At 41.3% G+C, this 23,537-nt stretch carries 15 protein-coding genes and 1 pseudogene; 6 read left to right on the forward strand and 10 right to left on the reverse strand.

Annotation, left to right across the window (positions count from 1 at the left end; translation table 11 throughout):
* The first annotated feature begins 44 nt into the window (after positions 1-44).
* From KFO40_RS06295 to KFO40_RS06305, 3 genes are read left to right on the forward strand one after another with little or no spacing between them, the layout of a single operon-like run.
* Entirely contained in the window at positions 45-1,355 is a 1,311-nt protein-coding gene (locus tag KFO40_RS06295) for an anaerobic C4-dicarboxylate transporter family protein (RefSeq protein ID WP_004313440.1), read from the forward strand.
* A 35-nt stretch (positions 1,356-1,390) separates the two neighbouring features.
* The gene (gene ansB / locus KFO40_RS06300) at positions 1,391-2,449 is read left to right on the forward strand and encodes an L-asparaginase 2 (protein WP_008023076.1); all 1,059 of its coding nucleotides are present in this window, start codon (positions 1,391-1,393) and stop codon (positions 2,447-2,449) included.
* Between the two features lie 15 nt (positions 2,450-2,464).
* Positions 2,465-3,652: a porin gene (locus KFO40_RS06305; RefSeq protein ID WP_008645721.1), complete on the forward strand. Its 1,188-nt coding sequence runs from the start codon at positions 2,465-2,467 to the stop codon at positions 3,650-3,652.
* Positions 3,653-3,740: 88 nt separating this feature from the next.
* Here the strand turns inward: KFO40_RS06305 and KFO40_RS06310 are convergent, their stop codons facing one another.
* The gene (locus KFO40_RS06310; RefSeq protein ID WP_008645720.1) at positions 3,741-3,929 is read right to left on the reverse strand and encodes a hypothetical protein; all 189 of its coding nucleotides are present in this window, start codon (positions 3,927-3,929) and stop codon (positions 3,741-3,743) included.
* Between the two features lie 79 nt (positions 3,930-4,008).
* On the opposite strand from KFO40_RS06310, the pseudogene KFO40_RS06315 reads away from it, so the two are divergent.
* Positions 4,009-4,359: pseudogene (locus KFO40_RS06315) on the forward strand (DUF1016 N-terminal domain-containing protein); the annotation flags it as partial.
* Positions 4,360-4,627: 268 nt separating this feature from the next.
* On the opposite strand, the gene KFO40_RS06320 reads toward KFO40_RS06315, so the two are convergent.
* The 9 genes from KFO40_RS06320 to KFO40_RS06360 form a co-directional block, all read right to left on the reverse strand.
* The gene (locus KFO40_RS06320; RefSeq protein WP_004313437.1) at positions 4,628-8,608 is read right to left on the reverse strand and encodes a two-component regulator propeller domain-containing protein; all 3,981 of its coding nucleotides are present in this window, start codon (positions 8,606-8,608) and stop codon (positions 4,628-4,630) included.
* 175 nt (positions 8,609-8,783) lie between these two features.
* Positions 8,784-9,686, reverse strand: a complete 903-nt coding sequence (locus KFO40_RS06325; RefSeq protein ID WP_008019709.1) for a glycerophosphodiester phosphodiesterase family protein — start codon at positions 9,684-9,686, stop codon at positions 8,784-8,786.
* A 27-nt stretch (positions 9,687-9,713) separates the two neighbouring features.
* Positions 9,714-11,942, reverse strand: a complete 2,229-nt coding sequence (locus KFO40_RS06330; RefSeq protein WP_134985344.1) for a fimbrillin family protein — start codon at positions 11,940-11,942, stop codon at positions 9,714-9,716.
* Between the two features lie 17 nt (positions 11,943-11,959).
* Complete coding sequence (locus tag KFO40_RS06335) at positions 11,960-12,859, reverse strand: fimbrillin family protein (protein WP_008642684.1); 900 nt, start codon at positions 12,857-12,859, stop codon at positions 11,960-11,962.
* A gap of 22 nt (positions 12,860-12,881) precedes the next feature.
* Entirely contained in the window at positions 12,882-14,342 is a 1,461-nt protein-coding gene (locus tag KFO40_RS06340; protein ID WP_008642682.1) for a right-handed parallel beta-helix repeat-containing protein, read from the reverse strand.
* 52 nt (positions 14,343-14,394) lie between these two features.
* The gene (locus KFO40_RS06345) at positions 14,395-16,170 is read right to left on the reverse strand and encodes a RagB/SusD family nutrient uptake outer membrane protein (protein ID WP_004316159.1); all 1,776 of its coding nucleotides are present in this window, start codon (positions 16,168-16,170) and stop codon (positions 14,395-14,397) included.
* Positions 16,171-16,182: 12 nt separating this feature from the next.
* Positions 16,183-19,179, reverse strand: a complete 2,997-nt coding sequence (locus KFO40_RS06350; RefSeq protein ID WP_004316158.1) for a SusC/RagA family TonB-linked outer membrane protein — start codon at positions 19,177-19,179, stop codon at positions 16,183-16,185.
* A gap of 30 nt (positions 19,180-19,209) precedes the next feature.
* The gene (locus tag KFO40_RS06355) at positions 19,210-20,385 is read right to left on the reverse strand and encodes a glycerophosphodiester phosphodiesterase family protein (RefSeq protein ID WP_008642680.1); all 1,176 of its coding nucleotides are present in this window, start codon (positions 20,383-20,385) and stop codon (positions 19,210-19,212) included.
* A gap of 202 nt (positions 20,386-20,587) precedes the next feature.
* On the reverse strand, positions 20,588-21,685 hold the full coding sequence (locus tag KFO40_RS06360) for a family 43 glycosylhydrolase (protein ID WP_004316154.1): 1,098 nt from the start codon (positions 21,683-21,685) through the stop codon (positions 20,588-20,590).
* A 282-nt stretch (positions 21,686-21,967) separates the two neighbouring features.
* Between KFO40_RS06360 and KFO40_RS06365 the strand changes: the two genes are divergently transcribed.
* Together KFO40_RS06365 and KFO40_RS06370 are read left to right on the forward strand one after the other, a co-directional pair.
* On the forward strand, positions 21,968-22,960 hold the full coding sequence (locus tag KFO40_RS06365) for a glycoside hydrolase family 43 protein (RefSeq protein ID WP_008642677.1): 993 nt from the start codon (positions 21,968-21,970) through the stop codon (positions 22,958-22,960).
* 40 nt (positions 22,961-23,000) lie between these two features.
* Positions 23,001-23,537, forward strand: a 537-nt coding sequence (locus KFO40_RS06370) for a beta-galactosidase (RefSeq protein ID WP_211146195.1), incomplete at its 3' end; no start/stop codon positions are given.

Consider the following 23,537-nt stretch of genomic DNA (forward strand, 5'->3'; position numbering starts at 1 on the left):
GAGAGAAATCACTTATCTTTGTTGGGAACTTAAAACAGCATCTTATGATATTACAATTAGCATTTGTTCTGACAGCTATTATTATTGGCGCACGCCTGGGAGGTATCGGCCTCGGCGTGATGGGAGGAGTTGGATTGGCTATACTTACGTTCGTTTTTGGTTTACAACCCACCGCGCCTCCTATCGACGTTATGTTAATGATTGCCGCAGTGATTTCGGCTGCTTCCTGTATGCAGGCGGCCGGCGGACTGGACTATATGGTGAAACTGGCAGAACATTTGCTTCGTAAGAATCCTTCACACGTCACCTTGCTTAGTCCGCTGGTGACCTACCTGTTTACTTTTGTAGCCGGAACGGGACACGTCGCCTATTCTGTGTTGCCGGTCATCGCGGAGGTTGCTACCGAAACCAAAATCCGTCCGGAACGTCCGTTGGGTATTGCTGTCATTGCTTCCCAACAGGCCATTACAGCAAGTCCGATTTCCGCGGCTACCGTAGCACTTCTCGGACTCTTAGCCGGATTCGATATTACCCTGTTCGACATTCTCAAGATTACGATTCCCGCTACCATTGTCGGCGTATTGGTCGGTGCTTTATTCTCTATGAAAGTCGGTAAAGAGCTGGTGGAAGACCCCGAATATCAGAAACGTCTGAAAGAAGGATTATTCAACAATAAAAAGATAGAGATTAAAGATGTGAAGAACAAACGTTCCGCTATGATTTCCGTCCTTATCTTTATATTGGCAACTGCGTTTATCGTACTCTTCGGTTCTTTTGAAGGTATGCGCCCCAGTTTCCTGATCGACGGGGAAATAGTTACATTGGGAATGTCTTCCATCATCGAAATCGTGATGTTATCGGCTGCCGCCATCATCCTGTTAGTGACCAAGACTGACGGAATCAAAGCAACGCAAGGTTCCGTATTTCCGGCAGGTATGCAGGCAGTGATTGCTATCTTCGGCATTGCCTGGATGGGAGATACCTTCCTTCAGGGAAATATGGGACAGCTGACTCTTTCTATTGAAGGAATCGTGCAACAAATGCCGTGGCTGTTTGGTGTCGCGCTGTTTGTGATGTCTATTCTATTATACAGCCAGGCTGCCACAGTTCGGGCACTTGTGCCTCTGGGTATTGCGTTGGGGATTTCGCCTTATATGCTGATCGCCCTATTCCCGGCAGTAAACGGATATTTCTTTATTCCGAATTACCCTACCGTAGTGGCCGCCATCAATTTCGACCGTACCGGGACAACAAAAATCGGCAAGTATGTGTTGAATCATTCGTTTATGATGCCCGGCTTGGTATCGACGATTGTTGCCATTGCCCTGGGACTGCTCTTTATACAAATATTTTAATATACATATATTATTAACCTAAACATCATTCAGTTATGAAACAATTCAAAAGCTTTGGACTGGTAGTAGTCACACTACTATTTTCTGTAACAATGGCATTTGCCGCAAAACCGAACATTCATATCCTTGCCACCGGAGGAACGATTGCAGGCACAGGAAGTTCAGCTACCGGAACCAGCTACACAGCAGGACAAGTTGCCATCGGCGCACTACTCGATGCCGTGCCCGAAATTAAGGACATCGCCAACGTGACCGGAGAACAGATTGTCAAAATCGGTTCGCAGGATATGAACGACCAGGTTTGGCTGACGCTTGCCAAAAAAATAAACGAACTATTGAAACGCCCGGACATCGACGGCATCGTGATTACTCACGGAACCGATACGATGGAAGAAACAGCCTACTTCTTGAACCTGACCGTTAAAAGTGACAAACCGGTGGTACTGGTAGGTGCCATGCGTCCGTCTACGGCTCTAAGTGCCGACGGCCCGTTGAATCTTTATAACGCCGTAGTTACCGCCGCCGCAAAAGAATCCAAAGACAAAGGAGTACTGGTTGCCATGAACGGACTGATCCTTGGAGCACAGAGTACGGTTAAAATGAACACGGTCGACGTGCAAACTTTCCAAGCTCCCAACTCCGGCGCGCTGGGTTATGTGTTGAACGGAAAAGTATTCTACAATCAGGTGACGCTAAAAAAACATACCACCCAATCCGTTTTCGATGTTACTCATCTGAACGCACTTCCTAAAGTAGGTATCGTATACAGCTATTCCAACATCGAAGCAGATATGGTCACTCCGATGCTCAACAACGGCTATAAAGGCATTATCCATGCAGGAGTAGGAAATGGAAATATCCATCAGAATATCTTCCCGGTACTGACAGACGCCCGTCAGAAAGGAATCCTTGTAGTCCGTTCTTCCCGTGTCCCGACAGGTCCTACCACACTGGATGCAGAGGTAGACGACGCCAAATATCAGTTTGTGGCTTCACAGGAACTGAATCCGCAGAAATCACGCGTTTTGTTAATGCTTGCACTAACCAAAACAACTGACTGGAAACAAATTCAGCAATATTTTAACGAATACTAAAAGCCTGACCTACTTATGAAAAAATGGATATTTATGTTGCTCCTCGCGGGCAGCATACAGGGAGTATATGCTCAAAAAACGGAGAAGAAGGATAAATTCAACCCGAACACTCCCCTGTTTGAAGAACTGACAGACGTAAAAAAGAAGACAGATAAGTTCAATCTTTATCTGAATATGCAAGGAAGCTTTGACGCTCATTTCCAAAATGGTTTTCAGGAAGGTGACTTCAATATGCACCAGCTCCGCATCGAAGCCAAAGGAAATATCAACAACTGGCTTTCTTACCGCTATCGCCAACGCCTCAACCGCTCGAACGATGCAAACGGCATGATTGACAATCTGCCTACTTCCATCGACTATGCCGGAATCGGTATCAAACTGAATGACCAGTTCAGCCTCTTCGCAGGAAAGCAATGTGCCGCATACGGTGGTATCGAGTTCGACCTCAACCCGATCGACATCTATCAGTACAGCGATATGATCGACTATATGAGTAACTTTATGACCGGACTGAATGTAGGCTATAACATTACTCCCGAACAGCAACTTAACCTGCAAATACTGAACAGCCGCAACAGTTCGTTCGACAGCACTTACGGAATCACGGAAGATGCCGAAGGAAATCTTCCCGATCTGAAATCCGGCAAAATGCCGCTGGTTTATACTTTGAACTGGAATGGTAATTTCAATAACGTATTCAAGACCCGTTGGTCGGCTTCTGTCATGAACGAGGCCAAAAGTCACAATATGTATTATTATGCTTTAGGTAACGAATTGAATCTCGGCAAATGGAATGCTTTTGTCGATTTCATGTATTCAAAAGAGGACATTGACCGCAAAGGTATTATTACCAGTATCGTAGGCCGTCCGGGCGGGCATAACGCTTTTGATGCTAACTATCTTTCGGTTGTTGCCAAATGTAATTACCGCTTTCTTCCGAAATGGAATGTTTTTGTGAAGGGTATGTACGAGACGGCTTCCGTAGGCAAGGCGTCCGAGGGAATAGAGAAGGGAAATTACCGTACTTCCTGGGGATATCTGGGCGGTATCGAATATTACCCGATGGAAACCAATCTGCACTTCTTTGTTACCTACGTGGGACGTTCGTATGATTTCACTTCCCGCGCCAAGGTGCTGGGACAGGAGAATTATAGTACTAACCGTATTTCTGTAGGATTTATCTGGCAGATGCCTGTATTCTAATTCTAAAGCAAGAAACCGGGCTGACAATAAAAAAATACCCGATAGCTTCTTACAACAGTTATCGGGTATTCTTATATGTTCGGTCTTTTTAAATCAGAACCCAGGTATCTGCTCCGGCCCATTCAGGCATATGCACAGCATCCCCACTGGGGAAAGACAGTCTATTCAACTGCTTCACGGAAGCACAGATAAGCCGTCTCATCAATTCTGGCAAGAGAGACTGACATTCTTTTGTGTCAGCCCATTGCTTCAAATGTGTTGATGTGATGAATTCCATAGATTACCTATATTGAGACTAGATATTGATGAACAAATATACAACTTCTTTTTGACCCAATACACAAAACATTGAAAAGATGTCGCAAATTTTTCTCAACATACTCGACAAAAGAGATTGGAACAACAGCGTTGACCAAATTCAAAAACTCACCGAAAGCCCCATAAAATCAACTAGGGAATATCCGTTTACGCTTTCATGGTCTCACTATTTGATATTAATGCGCATTGAATCTGATGAAGAACGCAGATTTTACGAAATTGAGTCTCAGAAACAAAATTGGAGTGTACGTCAATTGCAGCGGCAATATAATTCAAGCCTGTATGAGCGTTTGGCTCTCAGCAAAGACAAAGATTCAGTCTTGCGTTTAGCACAAGAGGGGCAAACGATCAATAAACCAGATGACATCATAAAGAATCCTTTAACGCTTTTTAGTAATCATTGTTCTATAATATATACAAAGAACTATGGACAATTTGTAATGTTCTAAATTATATCGAACTCACGTTAGTTTAGATGCGGGAGATTCAAAAACGCTGCAAATTCGAGGGGCGAAAGTGACTGGTTTATGTGCAATTACGATTTTCCCGGAGTCAAGAATATAAAACGAATGGATAAAAAATATTACTACGGTATACTTCTTGCATTTTTAAACTTCATCTACCCTCCCATCATTTTTCCCATCATGAAAAGACTTGTTATTTATAATCTTTTGGCAACATTCCGAACTTCTCTTTAAAACATTTTGCAAAATGGGAAGAAGAAGCAAAGCCTAACCGTTCTGCTGCCTCAGCTATGCGAACACCATTTGCAATTAATTCAGCTGCTTTGTTTAAGCGGAAGTTCTTCACATAGTTATTAGGAGGCATACCAAACAAACCTTTCATCTTCCGGTAAAGATTAGAATGACTCATATTCATTTGATCTGCCAATATATCAATTGAATAATTTTCATTAATAACCTGCTCCGATAAAATTGCATTGATCTTGTCTATAAATTCTACATCTTTTTGAGAAATAGCAAAATCCGAAAGTGAAGAAGATGAACCAATTGTGATGTCCGTCATCTGTTTATGAAACGCCAATCGCAGTTTTAATAAATTCTCGATCTGTTTATAGAGCTGCTTAACAGAAAACGGTTTCTCAAGATATACATCAGCACCACTTTCAAGTCCTTCCACTTTAGATTCCAATGTCGTTTTTGCAGTCAGCAAAATAACAGGAATATGAGAATAAGCCATATCGGATTTTACATGATTACAAAGTTCAAGTCCATCCATTTCAGGCATCATAACATCACTGACAATAACATCCACACTCTGGCGTGTGAGTATTTCCAATGCTTCTTTTCCATTACCGGCACGTATCACCCTAAACCAAGTACTTAAAGCTTCCCGAGTTAGATTTAACAATTCAAGATTATCCTCCACCAATAAAACAGTGAATCTCCTATTAGCAAATTCAGAAACAGAAGTCACCTCTTCTCCAACATCTACAGCATCCGTTTCAGTCAATTCATCAGATACATCTTCTGTTTCTACAGTTCCCAATGGTAAAGATAATACAAATGAAGCACCGCCCTCGGAACTATTTTCCAGAAACAAACTTCCATGATGGGCTTCTGCCAAAGACCTTGCAAATGCCAAACCAATCCCAGTACCCTTAGATGATGCCACAGGATCATCAGGCAATTGATAAAAAGCTTGAAATATTTTATCGCGTTGGTCCTCCGGAATACCGGGACCATCATCAGTGACCTCTATCCTCACCTCGTCATCTACTGATAATACCTTCAATTCAATTCTGGATTTCGCATATTTCATCGCATTCCCTATCAAATTTACCAGAATCTTACTCATCTTTTCCGAATCAATCATCATGTTAATCTCTTCATGAGGCAAACAAAGATGTAATGTCAGTCCTCTCAACTCCGCAGAACCGCAGAATTGATTAAAAATATCACTGACCAATGCATTAACATTGCATTTCTTCAAATTCAACTGCAAAGCACTACTTTCCAACTTCTGAAAATCAAGTAACTGATTGATGATTCCCAATAGATAATCTACATTCTTTTCTATTACAGAAATATACTTATTCTCTTTCCCTTTGATTTCCTCTTCTCTCAATTTCTCCAACGGCAAACGAATCAAACTTAGCGGAGTTCGTATTTCATGTACCAAATTAATAAAGAAATTGATTTTCGATTTATACATTTCTTTTTCTTTGGTAGTCTGATACTCCTCCATCCGACGTTTATACTTACGCCTGACATACAAATTCCAACGCCAACCAAGAAATACGATAGCAGCAAGTAACAACAATGCATATACCACATAAGCAATAGTAGTCCGCCACCAGGGAGGAGTAACCACAATCCATAAAGAAATTGCCTTTTCAGTCCAATAATGGTCATTATTTGAACCACGAACCAAAAACTCATATTCTCCCGGAGGAAGGTTGGTATAGGAAGCTGTATTATTAGAAGAGTTGTTAATCCATTCCTTATCTACTCCGTTCAAGATATACGCATAACGATTTCTAAGAGGATCTTCATAGCTAAGTATCGCAAAACGAATTGTAAAACTGTTATTCTCATAAGGTAATTTTATTTTATCAACAGTATAAAAAGGCTTATCCAACCGGAGCAACCGCCTCACTTCCCGCTCATTATTCAAATTAGGGAAACTGATATTTATAACATAAACAGGAGGAAGATAGGTGTTATCTGTAAATTCTTTCGGTTCAAAAACATTAAATCCGTTCACTCCTCCAAAATACATCTTTCCAGTCGATGAAGCTAATGAAGATTGCGCTGTGAACTGATTCCCCTGCAAACCGTCATTTATAGTAAAAAGACAGTTCTTATTCTTATCTGCAGGATTAAACTGATATAACCCGGAATTACAGGAAATCCAAAAGTTGCCGGCCAGATCCTGCTCTATCGAATAAATAACCTTATCCGGTAACCATATATTTTCCGGATCAAAATCAACAAAAGTTTCTGTTTCTTTGGAAAAAGAGCATAATCCTCCACCATTGGTCCCAAACCACATCGTACCTTTCCTATCTTCAAATAATGTTATCACGGAGTTACTCGTAATAGTAGTCAGGTCCTCCCGGATATGTTCAAAATGTTTCCACTCTTCACCAACTGTATTATAACAGAAAACGCCGCGATTTGAAGTCGCAATCCAAAGATTATTGTACATATCCTCATAGATGTCAGTTACAGAAGCCATAGCACCGACATTTATCACAGTTATAAAATTATCCGATTGTGGATTATAACGACATAATCCCCAGCTTGTTCCGACAAAGATTTCTCCTTTACGATCTTTAAAAAGGCTTAATACATCATTACTGCAAAGTGTATTCGGAATATCACGGGAATAAGTATAACTTTTAATATTCCCTGTCTTCAGATTTAACACATGCAATCCTTCAGCATAAGTTCCTACCCAAAGATTATCGCCCTCCAACAACAAACTACGTATATCGTATTTTATATTTGATTTCTTCAAAAAATACTCATGAAAAGAATGAGTTTGTGAATTGAAAAACCACAATCCATTCCGGGTTCCCACCCAAACATTCTTCTCCCGATCTTCACAGAAAGGTCCTATCTCCTTATCTGCTTTTTCCATCCCCGTCAAAGACAGAGAATAAGTAGAAAAACGCTTCGACTGTTTAGACATGTAATTTATTCCACCGGAATTAGTCATTACCCAAAGTGTACCTTCATTATCCCGCATCATCGCGTGTACAGTCGGATCGCTCAAAGCCCATAAACCAAACGGAGAGTCTCCCCTACGAAATGTCTTACGCTCACGGTCAAATAAATAAATGCCATTGTCTGTACCAACCAGCATTTCTTTCCCGTTATAGTCCATCAGACAAAGAATAGAACTGAAACTCTCTGCAGACGTATTATATATTTTTAATTCCTGACTTCCTTCCTGATAGCACCCTAACGAATTCGTCCCCACACCGCACCAAATTTCATGATCAATACTATGGAGACAGTTAATCCTCTGATTGCCAATATTCAATTCGAATGAAACCGGATAACTTTGCAGAAAAGTTCCTTGTTCATCAAAGCACAATAATCCCTCCTGCATAGAAGAGACATAGACAAGAGAATCCGTACCTTGGCAAATATCCCAGGCAAAAAAAGTCCGGATACTATTTTGAGTCAGAACGTCTTTTACCGGATCATAAATAAAGATGCCTTGTCCCAAAGTAGCTATCCAAATCAAACCATTTTTAGTTTTTACGATTTTCTTGACTTCGCAACTAATGAATACTCCATATTTAGTTGTCTTATCAAAATACAAGAAATGATCGTCAGAGCGATCATAAATGTATAGCCCGGAACTTGTTCCTATCCAAAGGTCTTCACCCTCTTCCATCAAAGAACCGACAAAGTTGTTCCCTAAAGAATATTTGTCATTTAGAACATTCCGATAAATTTTATTTCCGCTACCATAATAGCAGTTCAACCCATTACTCGTACCTATCCATAAAAAGCCATAACTATCTTGAATTGCACACCAAGTTGTGTTATGAGACAATCCGTTTTCTACTTGATATTTCTTAAAAGAAAACTCTGCAGATGCCATTAATGGCTCAATACAAAAAATAATAAGACTGATAAATGCTATTATTGCTTTTTTCATATTATATACCCATGTCGATTCAGCGAGTCAAATATAGCTATTTTAGTAACCCAAGCCAAATCTCAAAATTATTTTCACTTGGAGAATAGATAAAAACAACACAGATAACGTCTATTGATCTCATCGACGTTATCTGTGTGCCAAACAATACATTTACCTCATTGTCTTCAGACAATTAATCGTGTAATCCCTTTTTTCTCAAATAATCCAGCATGAACCCCGGACGATCAGTCTGGAGAATCCGTGCCCCCAGCTCTTCAATCAGATATCCATAGTTTCCATCCGGATCTTTTAAAGCCTGATCGTCTTCATGCCCTCCCGCAAGAGAAGCCCACAACGTATTGTACCAAATCCGACTCTTTCCCAGAATAATCGATTTCACTTTTCGAGGCAAAGGACTGGAAGAATCCGAATAAACCAATTCGAAGGCAGCAGGATGCAGCTGTGTCATATAGTCCCTGACCTTCTTTTCGCCATCCTTTCCGTCAAGTCCTATCACCGGTATGTAAATCACTTTATCCAGATAATCTCCAAACTCACTTTTGACAGTTTCCACCGGCTGGCCTCCTTTCATTATCACCAAACTGGCAGTTCCGGTTTTCTCGAGCACAGCGTATACCTCGTCAAACACAGAATACGCCTTATCCAAGTTAAACATAATCTGACCTTTGCCTGCCAACAATGCCTCTTCCAATGTTGGAACAATATGTTCTGTCAGATTTCCATCCTTATCTTTCAGTTTCAACTTCTTGATTTCTGCCAATGTATAATCCTTAATCAATCCTTTACCATTGGTTGTCCGGTCTACACGGTCATCGTGCATCAATATTAATTGTCCGTCTTTAGTCTTGTGAATATCAATCTCCACAATATCCACTCCCATTTGTATGGCACTATCAATTGCCGCTACGGAATTTTCCGGTGCACTCCGCCAGTTCCCCCGGTGTGCCACGACTAACACCTGATCGGACTTCGGATCTAAAAATGCCTTACGGATCATTTCTCCCCGTTGCGCAAACAATATAAGAGGTTGCAAACAACAGAATATCCCTAACCATATCAGTTTGTAGTTTTTCATTGTCATTCGTTTAAATAAATTGTATCATTATTCTTGATAAGCTCCCGGCCACATCGCATTTTTATCACGCGGATTCCCCAACTGGTCAGTGGAAAAAGCATCCATCTCATCCAACCATTTTCCAAACTCCTCACCTAAATTCTGGAAAGGACAACTATCCGGTTTAAAGCCGGTTGTGATCGCATTCTTAACAGCGTCGGCAGCAGTCCGGGTAAACTCATTCACATTCCCGTCCCAAGTATAGACAGAACGATTGGCATCCCATACGACATTTAAAGAGCTAATCGTACTGTTATACTTATCAAACTCTGATGTTGTAAACTTGTTGGTTGATGCAGGCATGATCGTACCGCCCATCAGATTATACCCTTTGGATGTCAAATGGCGAGTATCATCACCGGACATTTCAACAACCGGATTAGCTGCATTTTTATTCAGGATGATATTATTCATCAAGAATGATTGCCGGGCCGGCCAGGATTCACAACGAATAACAGCCCCGCTATTTTGAGCACCATCCTCGATAATGGTAGAGTTTACAATCAACATACTCCCCGCGCCGTTAATGGTTCCATCTCTACCACTATTATTGGTAACAGTTGTATTATTCATACATAAATGACCGTTTGACATTTGAATAGCATAACCGAACTGTCCGCCTTCATTGCCTGTAATGGAGCAATTATTCATAAAAAGAATACTCCCACTGTCATTGACACGAATTGCGCCTCCACGCGAAGATGCCTTGTTGTTTCTCAACTGCACATGATTTAGTTTGGCTGTCCCCTTATACATGAATATACCGGAACCACCAGCCTCACCTGAACCATTTACTCCCGCATTATAGCACTTTTCAATGATACAATGATTCAACTGTAATGTTGCATTGCCACTGCTACCATTCGCAATCAGGAATCCACCACTATAGCCATTTATTTTCTCATTGGGATGATAACCGCAAGAGAACGTACAACCTTCAAATGTAATATCTATCTGGTTTCCTAATGTAAACAAGGAATAATCACCCGCATCCGCAATGCCGTTATTATTTGCATCTCCTGTGAAAGTAGTCAGATACCGGACAGGATCACGCTTGCTTAAATCCTTCCGGGTACTTTGAGGATCATATCCACACACAACCTTTATTTCGACTTGTTTACTATATCCGCTATACTCTATTTTCAGACCGGCTTCCTGATCTGCTATCAAATAGGTACCGCCTGCCACATAGATATTCTTACCATCCAATTTCTTAGCATTCGCAGTCGTGATCGCACTGTTAGTGTTAGTTCTCAATAGATTGCGTAACCCGTCTACTCCCATTGCATTATCCCAATCCATACCGGTAGCATTCCCTGTAGCATGCTCTTTCACATAATAAGCGTCCAATTGCAATTCCGTTGCATCTCCCCCATTGATTGTACCAGTCTCCCATGGAGTGACAATCGGTTCACTCAATCTAATGACCGAACCTTCTACTTTCAAAGTAAATTCATAACAAAATCCGGCCTTTATTGCAGGAATGCCCGGCAATACCAGATCTTCCCCCTTGTAATTTAAAGAAACGAAAGTACTATTAGGATTTGCAGTTCCCGGAGCTACGATCGCCGTATATTTACATCCGCTTTGTCCGGCTTTCCCTCCTTCAGGAATGGTGACATACGGTGAAACAAGTGCAGTTCCCGATGAAACATTTCCGTCCGTATATCCCTGATAGGAACTGATTTTAACTCCTAGAGCTTTACTTTGTGAGTCTATATCGTCCAATGTCATGATAACTTTCGCCATTCTCCGGTTCATATTCAGATGAAGGACACCTGATCCCTCATTTATAGCATCTTCTACTGTGCAAGTCATGTAGTCTGCGCTCGCCAGATTTTCCAAACTCTGCTGATTAATAGGAAGAGAGAAGTTGGCTACGCTTGTTCCTTCAGTCACCGGATAAAAGGCAGAATAAGTAACAGGTTCATTTCCCCACCTAAGATAATAGTTATCCGTAGGAGCCCATTGCCCTCCAGACAACATATAAGTCACACTACCATCTTCGCAACTCAACAGAATCTGGTCTCCATTATTAAATTGCATTTGCTGTTCATTTGTTCCTGTAGGATTACTACGGGTATATGCAGCATCAATAACAGCATTGATCTTGATTGCACCGGAGTCTTCATTGAACACGGCTATCTCTTTATCCGTATCACAAGCTGCCATACCCGTTAATATACATGCAGCCAATATATGTTTAGTAATTTTCATAACTCATCTCCTCCTTTTTATTTCTGATCGATAATCTGACCGGTTGCCCGATATTTCATTTGCATGGTAGCCAACCGTGCCGTTTCATTTACATTCAGTGTCAGCGTATGCTCTACTCCCTTTTGCAACTCAATGGGCTCTTCGGCAGTCCATATATACAATTTTCCGTCATAACTGAAATTGACAGAAAAGCCTTCTATTATTGTTTGCGGGAGAAGAATGCATTCATACCCATCCGTACCCTTATAGGGGGCGATAGTTGTAGCTACAGCATCTTCCCGTGGAATGACTACCGGTTCCGGCACTGACAAATCACAAATACCACCCGCTATTGTACCATTTACAGCCATATCGCCCAGTTTACTGATCGCCGCATCTTCCATACCATTATTTACCGTCACTTTTATAATCAGCTTGCTCATGGCATGATCCAAAGTAACTTTCAATCTACCATCTGCGGTGAGATCCTGTTTCGGATCAACTATTGATTTAGTCAACAGGAAATCAGAAGCAATCACATTTTCTTCAGTAGTTTGGTTGCTTTGTATGTTGATAGCTAACGGAGTGTCTAAACTAGCTTCCGAAATGTAAGGAGCATACGCCACTACTGTTACCGGAGTTCTTGCATTATCCCAAAGCATTTGTTGCCCGTCCGCCGTATTCCAGTCATTATTAGATTTTACCATTTGCGAATTATAATCATAAGCAATGTTTTCACTGTTATGAATGATCAGTCCAAAACTCTCCAGATTACTTGCATCATATCCGGCACGCGACACAGGCGCATTCACTTCTGTCACAATACGGATTATATGATCTTCGGGAAAGTTGCCGGTCGGCTGCGTCCCGTCTTCAATGTTTGAACAGCCTGTCAGACTAATGACCAAAGCGGTCATTATATAAAATTTGTTTTTCATATCACAATTACTTTTTAAAGATTCAGTTGGACAATACAGCATCATAAGCTCCCATTTGCATCTTATCAGGATTGCGTGTCACGCCACGCTGATCCAATCCGAAAGCATCTTCACCCATCCATTCCACGAATACCTCACCTAAATTAACCATAGGAGAAGCAGCAGGATTGAAACTTTTCACAGCATTGATTACAGCTTGTTTGGTAGCATAACCACCCACCTGTCCGATCTGGTCAATATTCCACTTATAAACACCCTCTTCCGTCAGGTTGCCATTCACAAGGGTAGGATAAGCAGTATCAGAAACGTCCATTGTGAAATTATTAACTCGCTGATACAAGTTATATCCCATGGAGTAAGCTTCTTTATTCGCTCCATTCAAAATGAAGCTTGGAGCGGTAGAATTCTCGGAAATCAACAGGTTATTAATAAACTTAGTATCACCATCAATAGAGGTTTCACATCGAAAGGCGCCATACTCCTGATCAATATCATGCCCTACAATCGTACTATTAGCGAGCATGAAACTACCTCCCCCGTTTAAAGCAGCACCTTTTCCCGGATTTCCGACAATGGTTGTGTTATTCATACAAATATGTCCCGATGATATCTGAATACCGACCCCAAAAAGTTCTCTTACTGAATTGCCAGTTATCAGGCAATTATTCATAAACACAACAGCCTTATTGCTGTTACACCGTATTGCTCCGCCACGGCTATCCGCCGCATTATCCAGAAACTTCACATTGTTCAGTTTCGAGCTCCCGGAAGCAATAAGAATAGCTGTACCTCCCGCTACTCCTCCTTGCCCGTTGACAGCTTCCGTTTTACAATCCCTGATAATACAATCCGTTAATTCGACAGAGGTGCTATTGACGTTACCATTGATATAAATTCCGCTACCACACTCGTTAGACTTGGCATCATTATTAGAAAGGTACCCATATTGAAAAGTAACTCCTTCAATCCCAATAATCCCTCCTTTCACCAACAATAGTCCGCAATCACCGGAATCAGCCTGATTATTACCGTTTACATCTCCGCTGATCACTGTCTTATACGTATCAATACGACGATTAGTCAGATCTGTCCCTTCGCTCAACAAACTATATCCTCCTTTGATCGCTTTAATGTCTTTGCGGATAATCACCCCGAGTCCTCCGGTCTCGGACATCACATATTTTCCCTGGCTCATGTAAATAGTACTCTTGGACAGATCGATAGACCCACTCAATAATTTGCGAAAACCAGCTACATCCATTGCCTGATCCCATGAAGTACCATCCATGTCCCCTTCACCGAATTGAGTTACAAAATAACTTTCCAGTCCTTTTTGCAAGACAACTTCTTCATCCAGATCATCATCATAATCAGTAATCATCGGAGGATCAACCATCTCATAATCTTCCTGACACGCCTGGCTCACTAAAATAGTGAAGGCCAAAAGCCCAATCTTTGATATTGTGAGCAACTTATTTTTCATTTTTCTTCATTTTAAACTTGTACACTAAATTGAAATAATTACAGTTCACCGCTTAACGGGCAATATCCGGATAACCGGGATTCTGTTTCAGATATTCATTCTGCTCCAATTGGGTCTGTGAAAACGGGAACAATTCATAATGAGTATCTGCATCCCGTTTCTTGTCCCACCATGCATCCTGAAATCTTCCGAAGCGGATCAAATCCGTACGACGACGGCTCTCCGCAAGAAATTCCCGCCCCCATTCATCAAGCATTTCTTTTAGATCAAGTACCACGTTACCTTCCGGCTGATAAGCGATATCTGCAGTAAAGTTTTCATAGTTGCGTTTACGCACGCTGTTCAACAGCTTGCCGGCCTCGCCTGCCTGTCCGAGACGAAGAAGGCATTCCGCCTGCGAATAAATAATCTCCGCCAAACGGATTTCCGTATAATCCGACTCTATAAAATATCCTCCATCAAACGGATAGAAAGGATACTTCACACAGTAAAGCCCCGAGTTGAAATCTCCGTTTCCCAGTTTAGACTCCTGATAATTCGGGTTGGCAATATAACCGGATTCTGCGTTACCTTCAAAACGTCCCACTTGATCAAGTAGGTAAAGGACATATTGATTATCCGGATTCTTGGCATATCCCCCACTAATACTGGAATTAGCTATTTTCCCTTCCATGAAGAACATACCTTCCCGTGTATTATTACTCGTATTTACATATTGTTTATAACGTTTATCGCCCGCATACTTGGCGAATTTCTGCGTAACCATGCCCAATTCATAATCAAACAATGCACGTGGTTGCTGGTTATTATAACTTGGCGAAAGTGCATATTTGGGATTTCGGCTGCCATCTCCTTCAATTTTCAGGTATTTCTCACAACCATAAGGAAGGGCCCGCCCGTAAACTGTTCTCTTATCATTTTTCAGATGCCAGCTAGTCAGTCCATAAGAACCGGGAAAACCGAGGATTACTTCATTACACATTTCATTATTCCAGTCAAAAGGTTCGTACCAGTTATCAGCGATTGCATAATAGCCGAATTCTCCTCCGGTAATACGCTCACACATATCAATACATTCCTGCCATTTAGGCTGTCCAATCCACTTTTCCGCATTTAAATAAAGACGTACCAGCAATGCAGCAGCCCCCGCTTTAGTAAATTGTCCTTGTTGACCGCCATTACCAGATTGTCCGATTTTGGAAGGTAAAGCTACCAGACAGACATCTCTCAACTCACTTTCGATAAAATCAAACATAACCTGTGGAGATACCTGCTTCCGGTTTTCCGGCTGTTCATTGACCGCTTGGTCAGAAGTCGTAGTTAAGATACAATTACGGTAACTATTAAGCAGGCGAAGATAACAGTAAGCTCTCATACAACGTAGTTGCGCTTTAAAACTATCAAACTCACTGTCACTTAAATTAAATTTAGAAGGATTCAATTGAGACAAATCATCCAACACCAGATTGCATTGACCGATACCGCCATACATGCCTTCCCACTCGTTTGTCCAGTCTTCCTGATTAATGTCATCGTATTGATGATAATGATATTTTTCCCATTTACCGCCATCATACCACCAAGTTCCCCGAGTAGGCGTTATCAACTGATCCCCTGTCAGTTCTTCGTGTTCATGACGTCTGACAATGGATTCATAGATATGCTCAAACGGACGAAAAACGGCGTTGATAACATCCTGTTTGGTATTATAATAGTTTTGAGACATGACCTGATCATACACCGTTTCCGACAGATCTGTACAGGATGGCAAACTAATGACTGTACCTGCCATTATCCCTAATCCAATGATATATTTTGTTATTTTCATAATCGTCTTTTATTAGAAACTTACTTGTAATCCTAAAATAAACTGAAAAGCAGACGGATAATAGTTATATCCTCCTCCGAAAGTACCCGGTGTCAGTCCGTTCACTTCGTAGGTAGAAGGATCTACACCGGTAAACTTCGTAAACGTATAAAGATTGTTGGCCGTACCGAACAAACGTATCTTTTCAATATATTTCTTATTCAGGTTCATGGTATATCCTAAAGTGACGTTGTCTATCTTCAGATAATCACCCGGTTCAATGAAGTAGTCGGTAATCACATTCTTACCTGTCGTGATATGTGCATTCTTCGAATAAGCGGTCGTCAACTGGTTGGTAGTCATGCTCTGCAATCCGAAATAGAAATCATGCACGTTGAATATGTCAAACCCGGCAGCACCACGGAGGGCAACAGACAAATCAAAGTTCTTATAAGTGAAGTTATGCGTCATAGAGCCGGTGAATTTCGGCAAACCGTTTCCGGTCACAGACTTATCCTCTTCCGTACCTTGGGCTACAGGAATCACATTCCCCTTTTTATCATAAATCAGCCAGTCACCTTTTTTATCCACTCCTGCATAACGATATGTAAAGTAGTTACCAATACGTTCCCCCTCTTCAATCCGCTGCAAATATCCCGGATTATTCGGATTCGCCATGCTACAGGTAGAGTAATATTTTTGTCCTTTATATATATCGTTGGAAAAACTGACAAACTTATTGTTATTAGTAGCCCCCACTAATGTGAAACTATAAGTGAAATCCTTTGTCCGGACAGCATTTACTGTAACATCAAGTTCGAAACCGGTATTACGCAATGTACCTACATTGGTATAGATGGTGGAGAACAAGTTAGGTGGTACCGGTACAGAATAATCTCCGAGCAAATCACTTTGTTTACGATGGAAATAGTTAAATGAACCGGTCACTTTGTGTGAGAAGAGTGAGAAGTCCAAACCCACATTCTGATTATGTCCTTTCTCCCAGCGCAATTCCGAGTTCGTATTTTTGCTCGGTCCCCATACATGAAAACGGTTACCATTGTATTGATACCAACCGAAAGCCCGGTAAGTAGCCAGAGAATTATAATTTCCTATTTCCTGATTACCTGTCACCCCATAGTCATAACGTACTTTCAAGTCATCAATCCATGAAAGTCCTTTCATAAACTTCTCATCCGAGATACGCCAACCGACAGATACAGCCGGGAAATTGCCCCATTTATGATTCTCGCCAAAGCGGGAAGACCCTTCGTGGCGTAAAGAAAAAGTAAACAGGTAGCGCTCTTTCCAATCATAATTAACACGTCCGAAGAAGCTGATTAACTTATGGTCATTCTTATAGGAGCCCATCATTGTTTTTCCATCTTTTGCCGCTTCCAGCCCGGAACCCAGATTATTATACGTCAATCCATCCGAAGAGAAATTCCAGTTTTCAGCAGACATTCCGGAATTTACACCATAATTATAGCTATACCCCACCATTGCACGGATCTGATGATTCTTGATACGTGTAGAGAAATTTGTTACCCATTCCAGATTGTTAGTCGTACTTTTGTCGAAGTCACGGCTGGCTTTTCCGGTGACACCATCATTTACGTTAGAACCATAAGTAGACGGTGTAAACCATCCGTTAAATTTATCAACTTGATATTGAGAAATAGTGACCTGCGACTTCAATACCATGTCCGGATTCTTCGGATTAAACAGAGGCAGCAGATTAACGGCAGCCGTAGCATTCCATTCCAGCAACTTAATTTCCGTACCATTCTCTTCTTCATTCAATTGCTCTACGATATTAGAACCTTCCGTTCCACTGGGAAAACGATAGTACCCATTAGCCGATTCCGAATCATAAATAGGCATTGTCGGATTGTTTTTAATAGCATTGCTATATACATTGGCTGATTTGTTCCGGTCGATAACACGAGGAGTTATATTAGCAGAAAACGTGAATAGCCCGTCTTTGGTTGTATGGTTAATATTGGCACGTGCTCCATATTCACGACGGTCGGAACGCAAATCAATACCACGGGCATTACGATAGTCGGCGGTCACCCGATAGTTGGTTCTCGCATTACCGCCGGAAAATGTCAATGTATGCATGTGAGTCACCCCCAATTGAGTAACGGCATCAAACCAGTCTGAATCAGCTCCCATATCGGAAAGCGGATTAGACACTGTGCGATAAGCACGGTATTCTTCCGCATTCATGATGTCGAGTTCTTTTTTAGCTTTATTAAAAGTAACGGAAGTACTATAGGTTGTATGAACCTGTCCATCTTTGGTCCCTTTCTTTAGATTAATCAGGATAACCCCGTTACTACCCCGCGTACCATAGATCGCAGAAGCAGCACCGTCTTTCAATACATCAATCGATTCAATATCGGCAGGGTTAATATTCGTCATATCACCTCCCGGCACTCCGTCTACCACAATTAACGGTCCTAAACCTGCATTACGGGAAGAGACACCACGAATCTGAATACTTCCTTGATTGTTCGGATCGGCCAGAGCTGTGTTAGAAACCGAAACGCTGGAAACTTTCCCCTGCAAAAGCATGGAGGCATCGAGGCTGGATATCTGATTCAGATCTTTCGCACCTATATGCGAAATAGCCGAAGTCATTTCTTTCCGTTTCATCGTACCGTAACCCACCACTACCACTTCATTCAAAGCGGTCGATTCTTCTTTCAATACGATCTTCAATAACTGGCCGTTTTTAACAGCCACTTCTTGTGTTTCATAACCGATATAAGACACTTTCAGGTGTCCATTCTTAGGTACGTTCACCAGAAATTTACCGTCTATATCTGTAATAGTACCCTGCTTCGATTCTACGACTACTACGGAAGCGCCAATAACTGGTTCGCCCTTTTCGTCCGTCACCGTACCTGACACCTTACTTTCCTGCTGAACTTCCAAAGAAGCTCCCTTTACCTGTATACCGGAAAACAGTATCAGCAGTATACCTAACAGACAGGTACACGTTTTGAAATGAATATTCTTCATAAATAAATGATTTTATGTTAGATGATAAAGTTAACGCAATCCTCTTGCTTGTAAAGCGGAGATTAATACTTCCGGTGCATCTGTCTGTATCATACGTACTTCAGGATAAATCTGAAGAAGCTCATCCAGATAAGTCGTATTTATATCATATTCAGGTATCAATCCGGATAATACATGAAGCATATTGACTGTAGGAATCATTCCCTCACTGACGGCAGTTCCTATAGGAGTACTTTGCCCGTCGGGAGCATAAGAATATTGCACGAAGTAATTGCCCGGAAGCCCAACCAGAGGTTTGTAAGCGCTTTGTGCCCATGTGTACACGTGTGCCTTTTTAGAAATAGACAACACTTCTTCTGCTTTCTGGCTACTGTTACAATAGAAAAAGACTTGTTCCATCATATCCAGTTCCTTGACAACATTCATCACTTCTTGGGTAGAGGCTGTACGTGGAGAATAATCCAGATTGAAATATATTTTTCCACGCCCTGCTTTCAGAAACTCTTCCAATGTGGGCATCTTCTCATCGGTCACCCTTCCATTCCGGTCCAACAGATTATATTGCTGAATTTCAGCATAAGTCATTTTCGTAATATCCCCTGTGCCGTTAGTCGTAGCATTGATTGTCTGGTCATGGCACACCATAACTACTCCATCGCTTGTGAGATGAGTGTCACATTCAATCACATCCGCTCCTGCATTGATGGCAGCTTCTACAGCAGATACCGAATTTTCGGGAATAGTCTTGTCTGTTGTATGAGAGCGATGCGTCATAGCCCATACCATTTTGTTATCTGCATCCCTGAATTGCTTCATGGCTTCTGTCAGCGCCAATAGGTCGTAAATACGGATCCTTTTCTGTACTACGCGCTCACCCGCTGTCACTAACATCGTGTAGTCACCACTTTGTGTATAAGCATGAGTGATAGGCGTAGCAGCTTTCCCTTCCTTGACCGTTCCGTCACCAAAGTCGACAGTAATGTCAGTATTACTATCGATATTGTTAAACACCACTTCCACTACCTCTTTCAGCATAGCACGGGTGCTCGTTTGCAGATAAGGATTCTTTTTTACGGGATCATCATCTGAACATGCCATAAAACTAATTCCGCATAAAACAATTAAACTGTATGCATATTTTATAGCCAGTAATTTTAAAATTCTTCTCTTTATAAGAAGAAAGGACAATAGATTTTCATTTCTCATTGCGCGTTTTACATTAGTTGATTTATTTAATAGATTACGTTGCAAACATAAGTAATACGCACTAAAAAAAAGGAAAAAAAACATTCAATAAAAGATGAGAATTTTTCTTTTCGTGAAAAAGAAGACCATTTGAATAAGAAAAGAAAGAAACGGGCTCTTTTTGAATAAAACGGGCGTATTGCAAAAAGTACGCCCCCTATTTTCATTTGCGTTCAGGAGTGCCTGACGGTTTGCGAAGCGGGAATCCTTCTTTCTGCGGAATTCCTAAAACAGGGATTCCTTCCTTATCCCACTCTATTTTCTGCATACGCGGCGTCCGGCTATCCAAAACAAGCATATCATACAAACTCTTGCGGGCGTGATAAAGCATATACCATTCCTTACCGTCAGGTGAAGGAATAAAACAGATACTACCGGGTCCATATACATGATTTTCCGGTGCTTGCTTAAACACAGGCTCCGGTGCCTTTTTCCAAGAAGCCGGATTCAGCAGATCGCTGTCAGTATCGGCAGTCAGCAGTCCTACACAGTAGTAAGGAGTCCAATTACCACTTGCCGAATAATAAATCAATAACTTATCTTTCTTCAAAGAATAGAAGAATTGCGGTGCTTCATTGACACGAATCGGATAGGCAGTTTTATTACCATCTATACTGATCCACTGACATTCCCATTCATATTCTGGTTCGGAAATCAAAATACGGTCAGAAGCCAGTGTCCATGGGTTCTCCATTTCGGCAATATAAATACATTGATTTTCCTGATAAACTCTACGTTTCTGCCATCCACACCAGATTAAATAACGCTTTCCTCCATGTTCAAAAGTACTGGCATGAATTGCCCAATTATTATCTTCATCAGTTGATATTCTTCCCTTCATGACAAATTCCCCTTTCATCGGGTCAGCAGACTCATTCTCAAGCACATAAATCTGACGATTATCAATATTTCCATCATCCGCACAACAATAAATATACCATTTATTATTAATGTAATGTATTTCAGGTCCCCAAAGATGAAATGCGTTTGACGAATTTTGAGGTACCCACACATCTTTCTGGGATGCTTCCGCCAACCGGGTTATATCATCTGTTGCCCATAAAGTGATGCGGTCGCTCATACTTTGGGTATAATAATATATTCCGTTATGGAATACCGCCCATGGGTCTCCTCCTCTTGACAAAAGCGGATTCGTATAAACAGGTACGGAATCGAGGTCTACCCGCTCATGTGTTTTTTTATTCTGACCGGATGAGCAACCCACTAAAAGAATAAGGAGAAAATACAATAAAATTCGCATAGTAATACTTATAATATATATAAATAATAGCCTGTTAAATGACCAATTAAGAAATTCAAGACAGATACAACGAAAATGGGACGGCAATATATAACAAAAGTGTTGAACCTGCAAACAAAGAAAGTGAAAAAACAAATCAAAACAGCCCTTTACAAGCAGCAATATATGAAATAATTATTTTTCCGGCAATTTGGTTGATTCTCGCTATTTATTGGCAAATAATCAACCTTTATTTCATTGATTTTTCATCATTTTTGTGGCATAACTTTAATATTTATAGACATGAATTCCAAAATAGTATTCTTTTTCATGATTATGTGTTGCTGTTCAGTAACCTTATTTGCTCAAACAAATACGGGCAAAAAACAGACAAGTACTAATCCGGTTTTTGACGGTTGGTATGCAGATCCCGAAGGAGTCGTTTTCGGTGATAAATACTGGATTTATCCGACTTATTCAGCTCCTTTCGAACAACAATTGTACATGGATGCCTTTTCTTCCCCAGATTTGGTACACTGGAGAAAACACCCGAAAGTCCTTTCTGTCGAAAATATCAGCTGGTTAAGGAATGCTTTATGGGCACCTGCCGTGATAGAAGCAAATGGGAAATATTATTTCTATTTTGGAGCAAACAACATATATCATGAGAGTGAAGTGGGAGGTATAGGTGTGGCTGTAGCCGATCGTCCGGAAGGTCCTTTCAAGGATGCGCTCGGAAAGCCGCTGATTGGCAAGATCGTGAACGGAGCGCAACCTATTGACCAGTTTGTATTCAAGGACGATGACGGTCAGTATTATATGTATTACGGCGGTTGGGGACATTGCAATATGGTGAAGATGGGATCTGATCTAATCAGTATCGTACCTTTTGAAGACGGAACAACTTATAAAGAAGTGACTCCGGAAAATTATATAGAAGGACCTTTTATGCTTAAACACAATGGCAAATATTATTTCATGTGGTCAGAAGGCGACTGGACAGGCCCCGATTATTGTGTAGCGTATGCCATTGCGGATTCGCCTTTTGGTCCGTTCAAAAGAGTCGGAAAGATTCTGGAGCAGGACACTAAAATAGCTAATGGTGCCGGACATCATTCCATTATCAAAGGTCCGGGAAAGGATGAATGGTATATTGTCTATCATCGCCGCCCTTTGGGTGAAACCGATGGGAACTACCGCATTACTTGCATTGACCGAATGTATTTTAATAAAAACGGTACTATCAAACCTGTAAAAATGACCTCCGGCGGAATAAAAGCCAGCCCATTGCGCTAACCAGTTATTTATTATAGCGATGAAACTTAAAATAATATCCATGAAAAAGTCCTTATTAGTCTTAGCTTTATTGTTTTCATTGGTATCCTTTGCTCAATCTCCGGTCGATAAATCTTTTCCTCCGGAAGAGTTGTTTGCTCTAGGATCTTACTATTACCCCGAGCAATGGGATTCCTCCCAATGGGAACGTGATTTGAAGAAAATGTCGGAGATGGGGATCAAGTTCACCCATTTTGCGGAGTTTGCCTGGGCCATGATAGAACCGGAAGAAGGAAAGTATGATTTTGAGTGGCTGGATCGTGCCGTCTCTTTAGCAGATAAATATGGTCTGAAGGTAATTATGTGTACTCCTACTCCCACACCTCCCGTCTGGCTGTCAAAAAAGTACCCCGATATATTGATTCAGCGGGATAATGGCATTTCCATTCAGCATGGGAGACGTCAGCATGCTTCCTGGAGTAGCGACCGATACCGTCGTTATGTAGAAAACATTGTTTCCTGTCTGGCAATGCGTTATGGCAATCATCCTGCTGTTATCGGCTGGCAGATTGACAATGAGCCGGGACACTACGGAGTA

Origin of the sequence: Bacteroides sp. 1001302B_160321_D4 (assembly GCF_015667765.1) — a bacterium.
Classification (GTDB): domain Bacteria; phylum Bacteroidota; class Bacteroidia; order Bacteroidales; family Bacteroidaceae; genus Bacteroides; species Bacteroides xylanisolvens.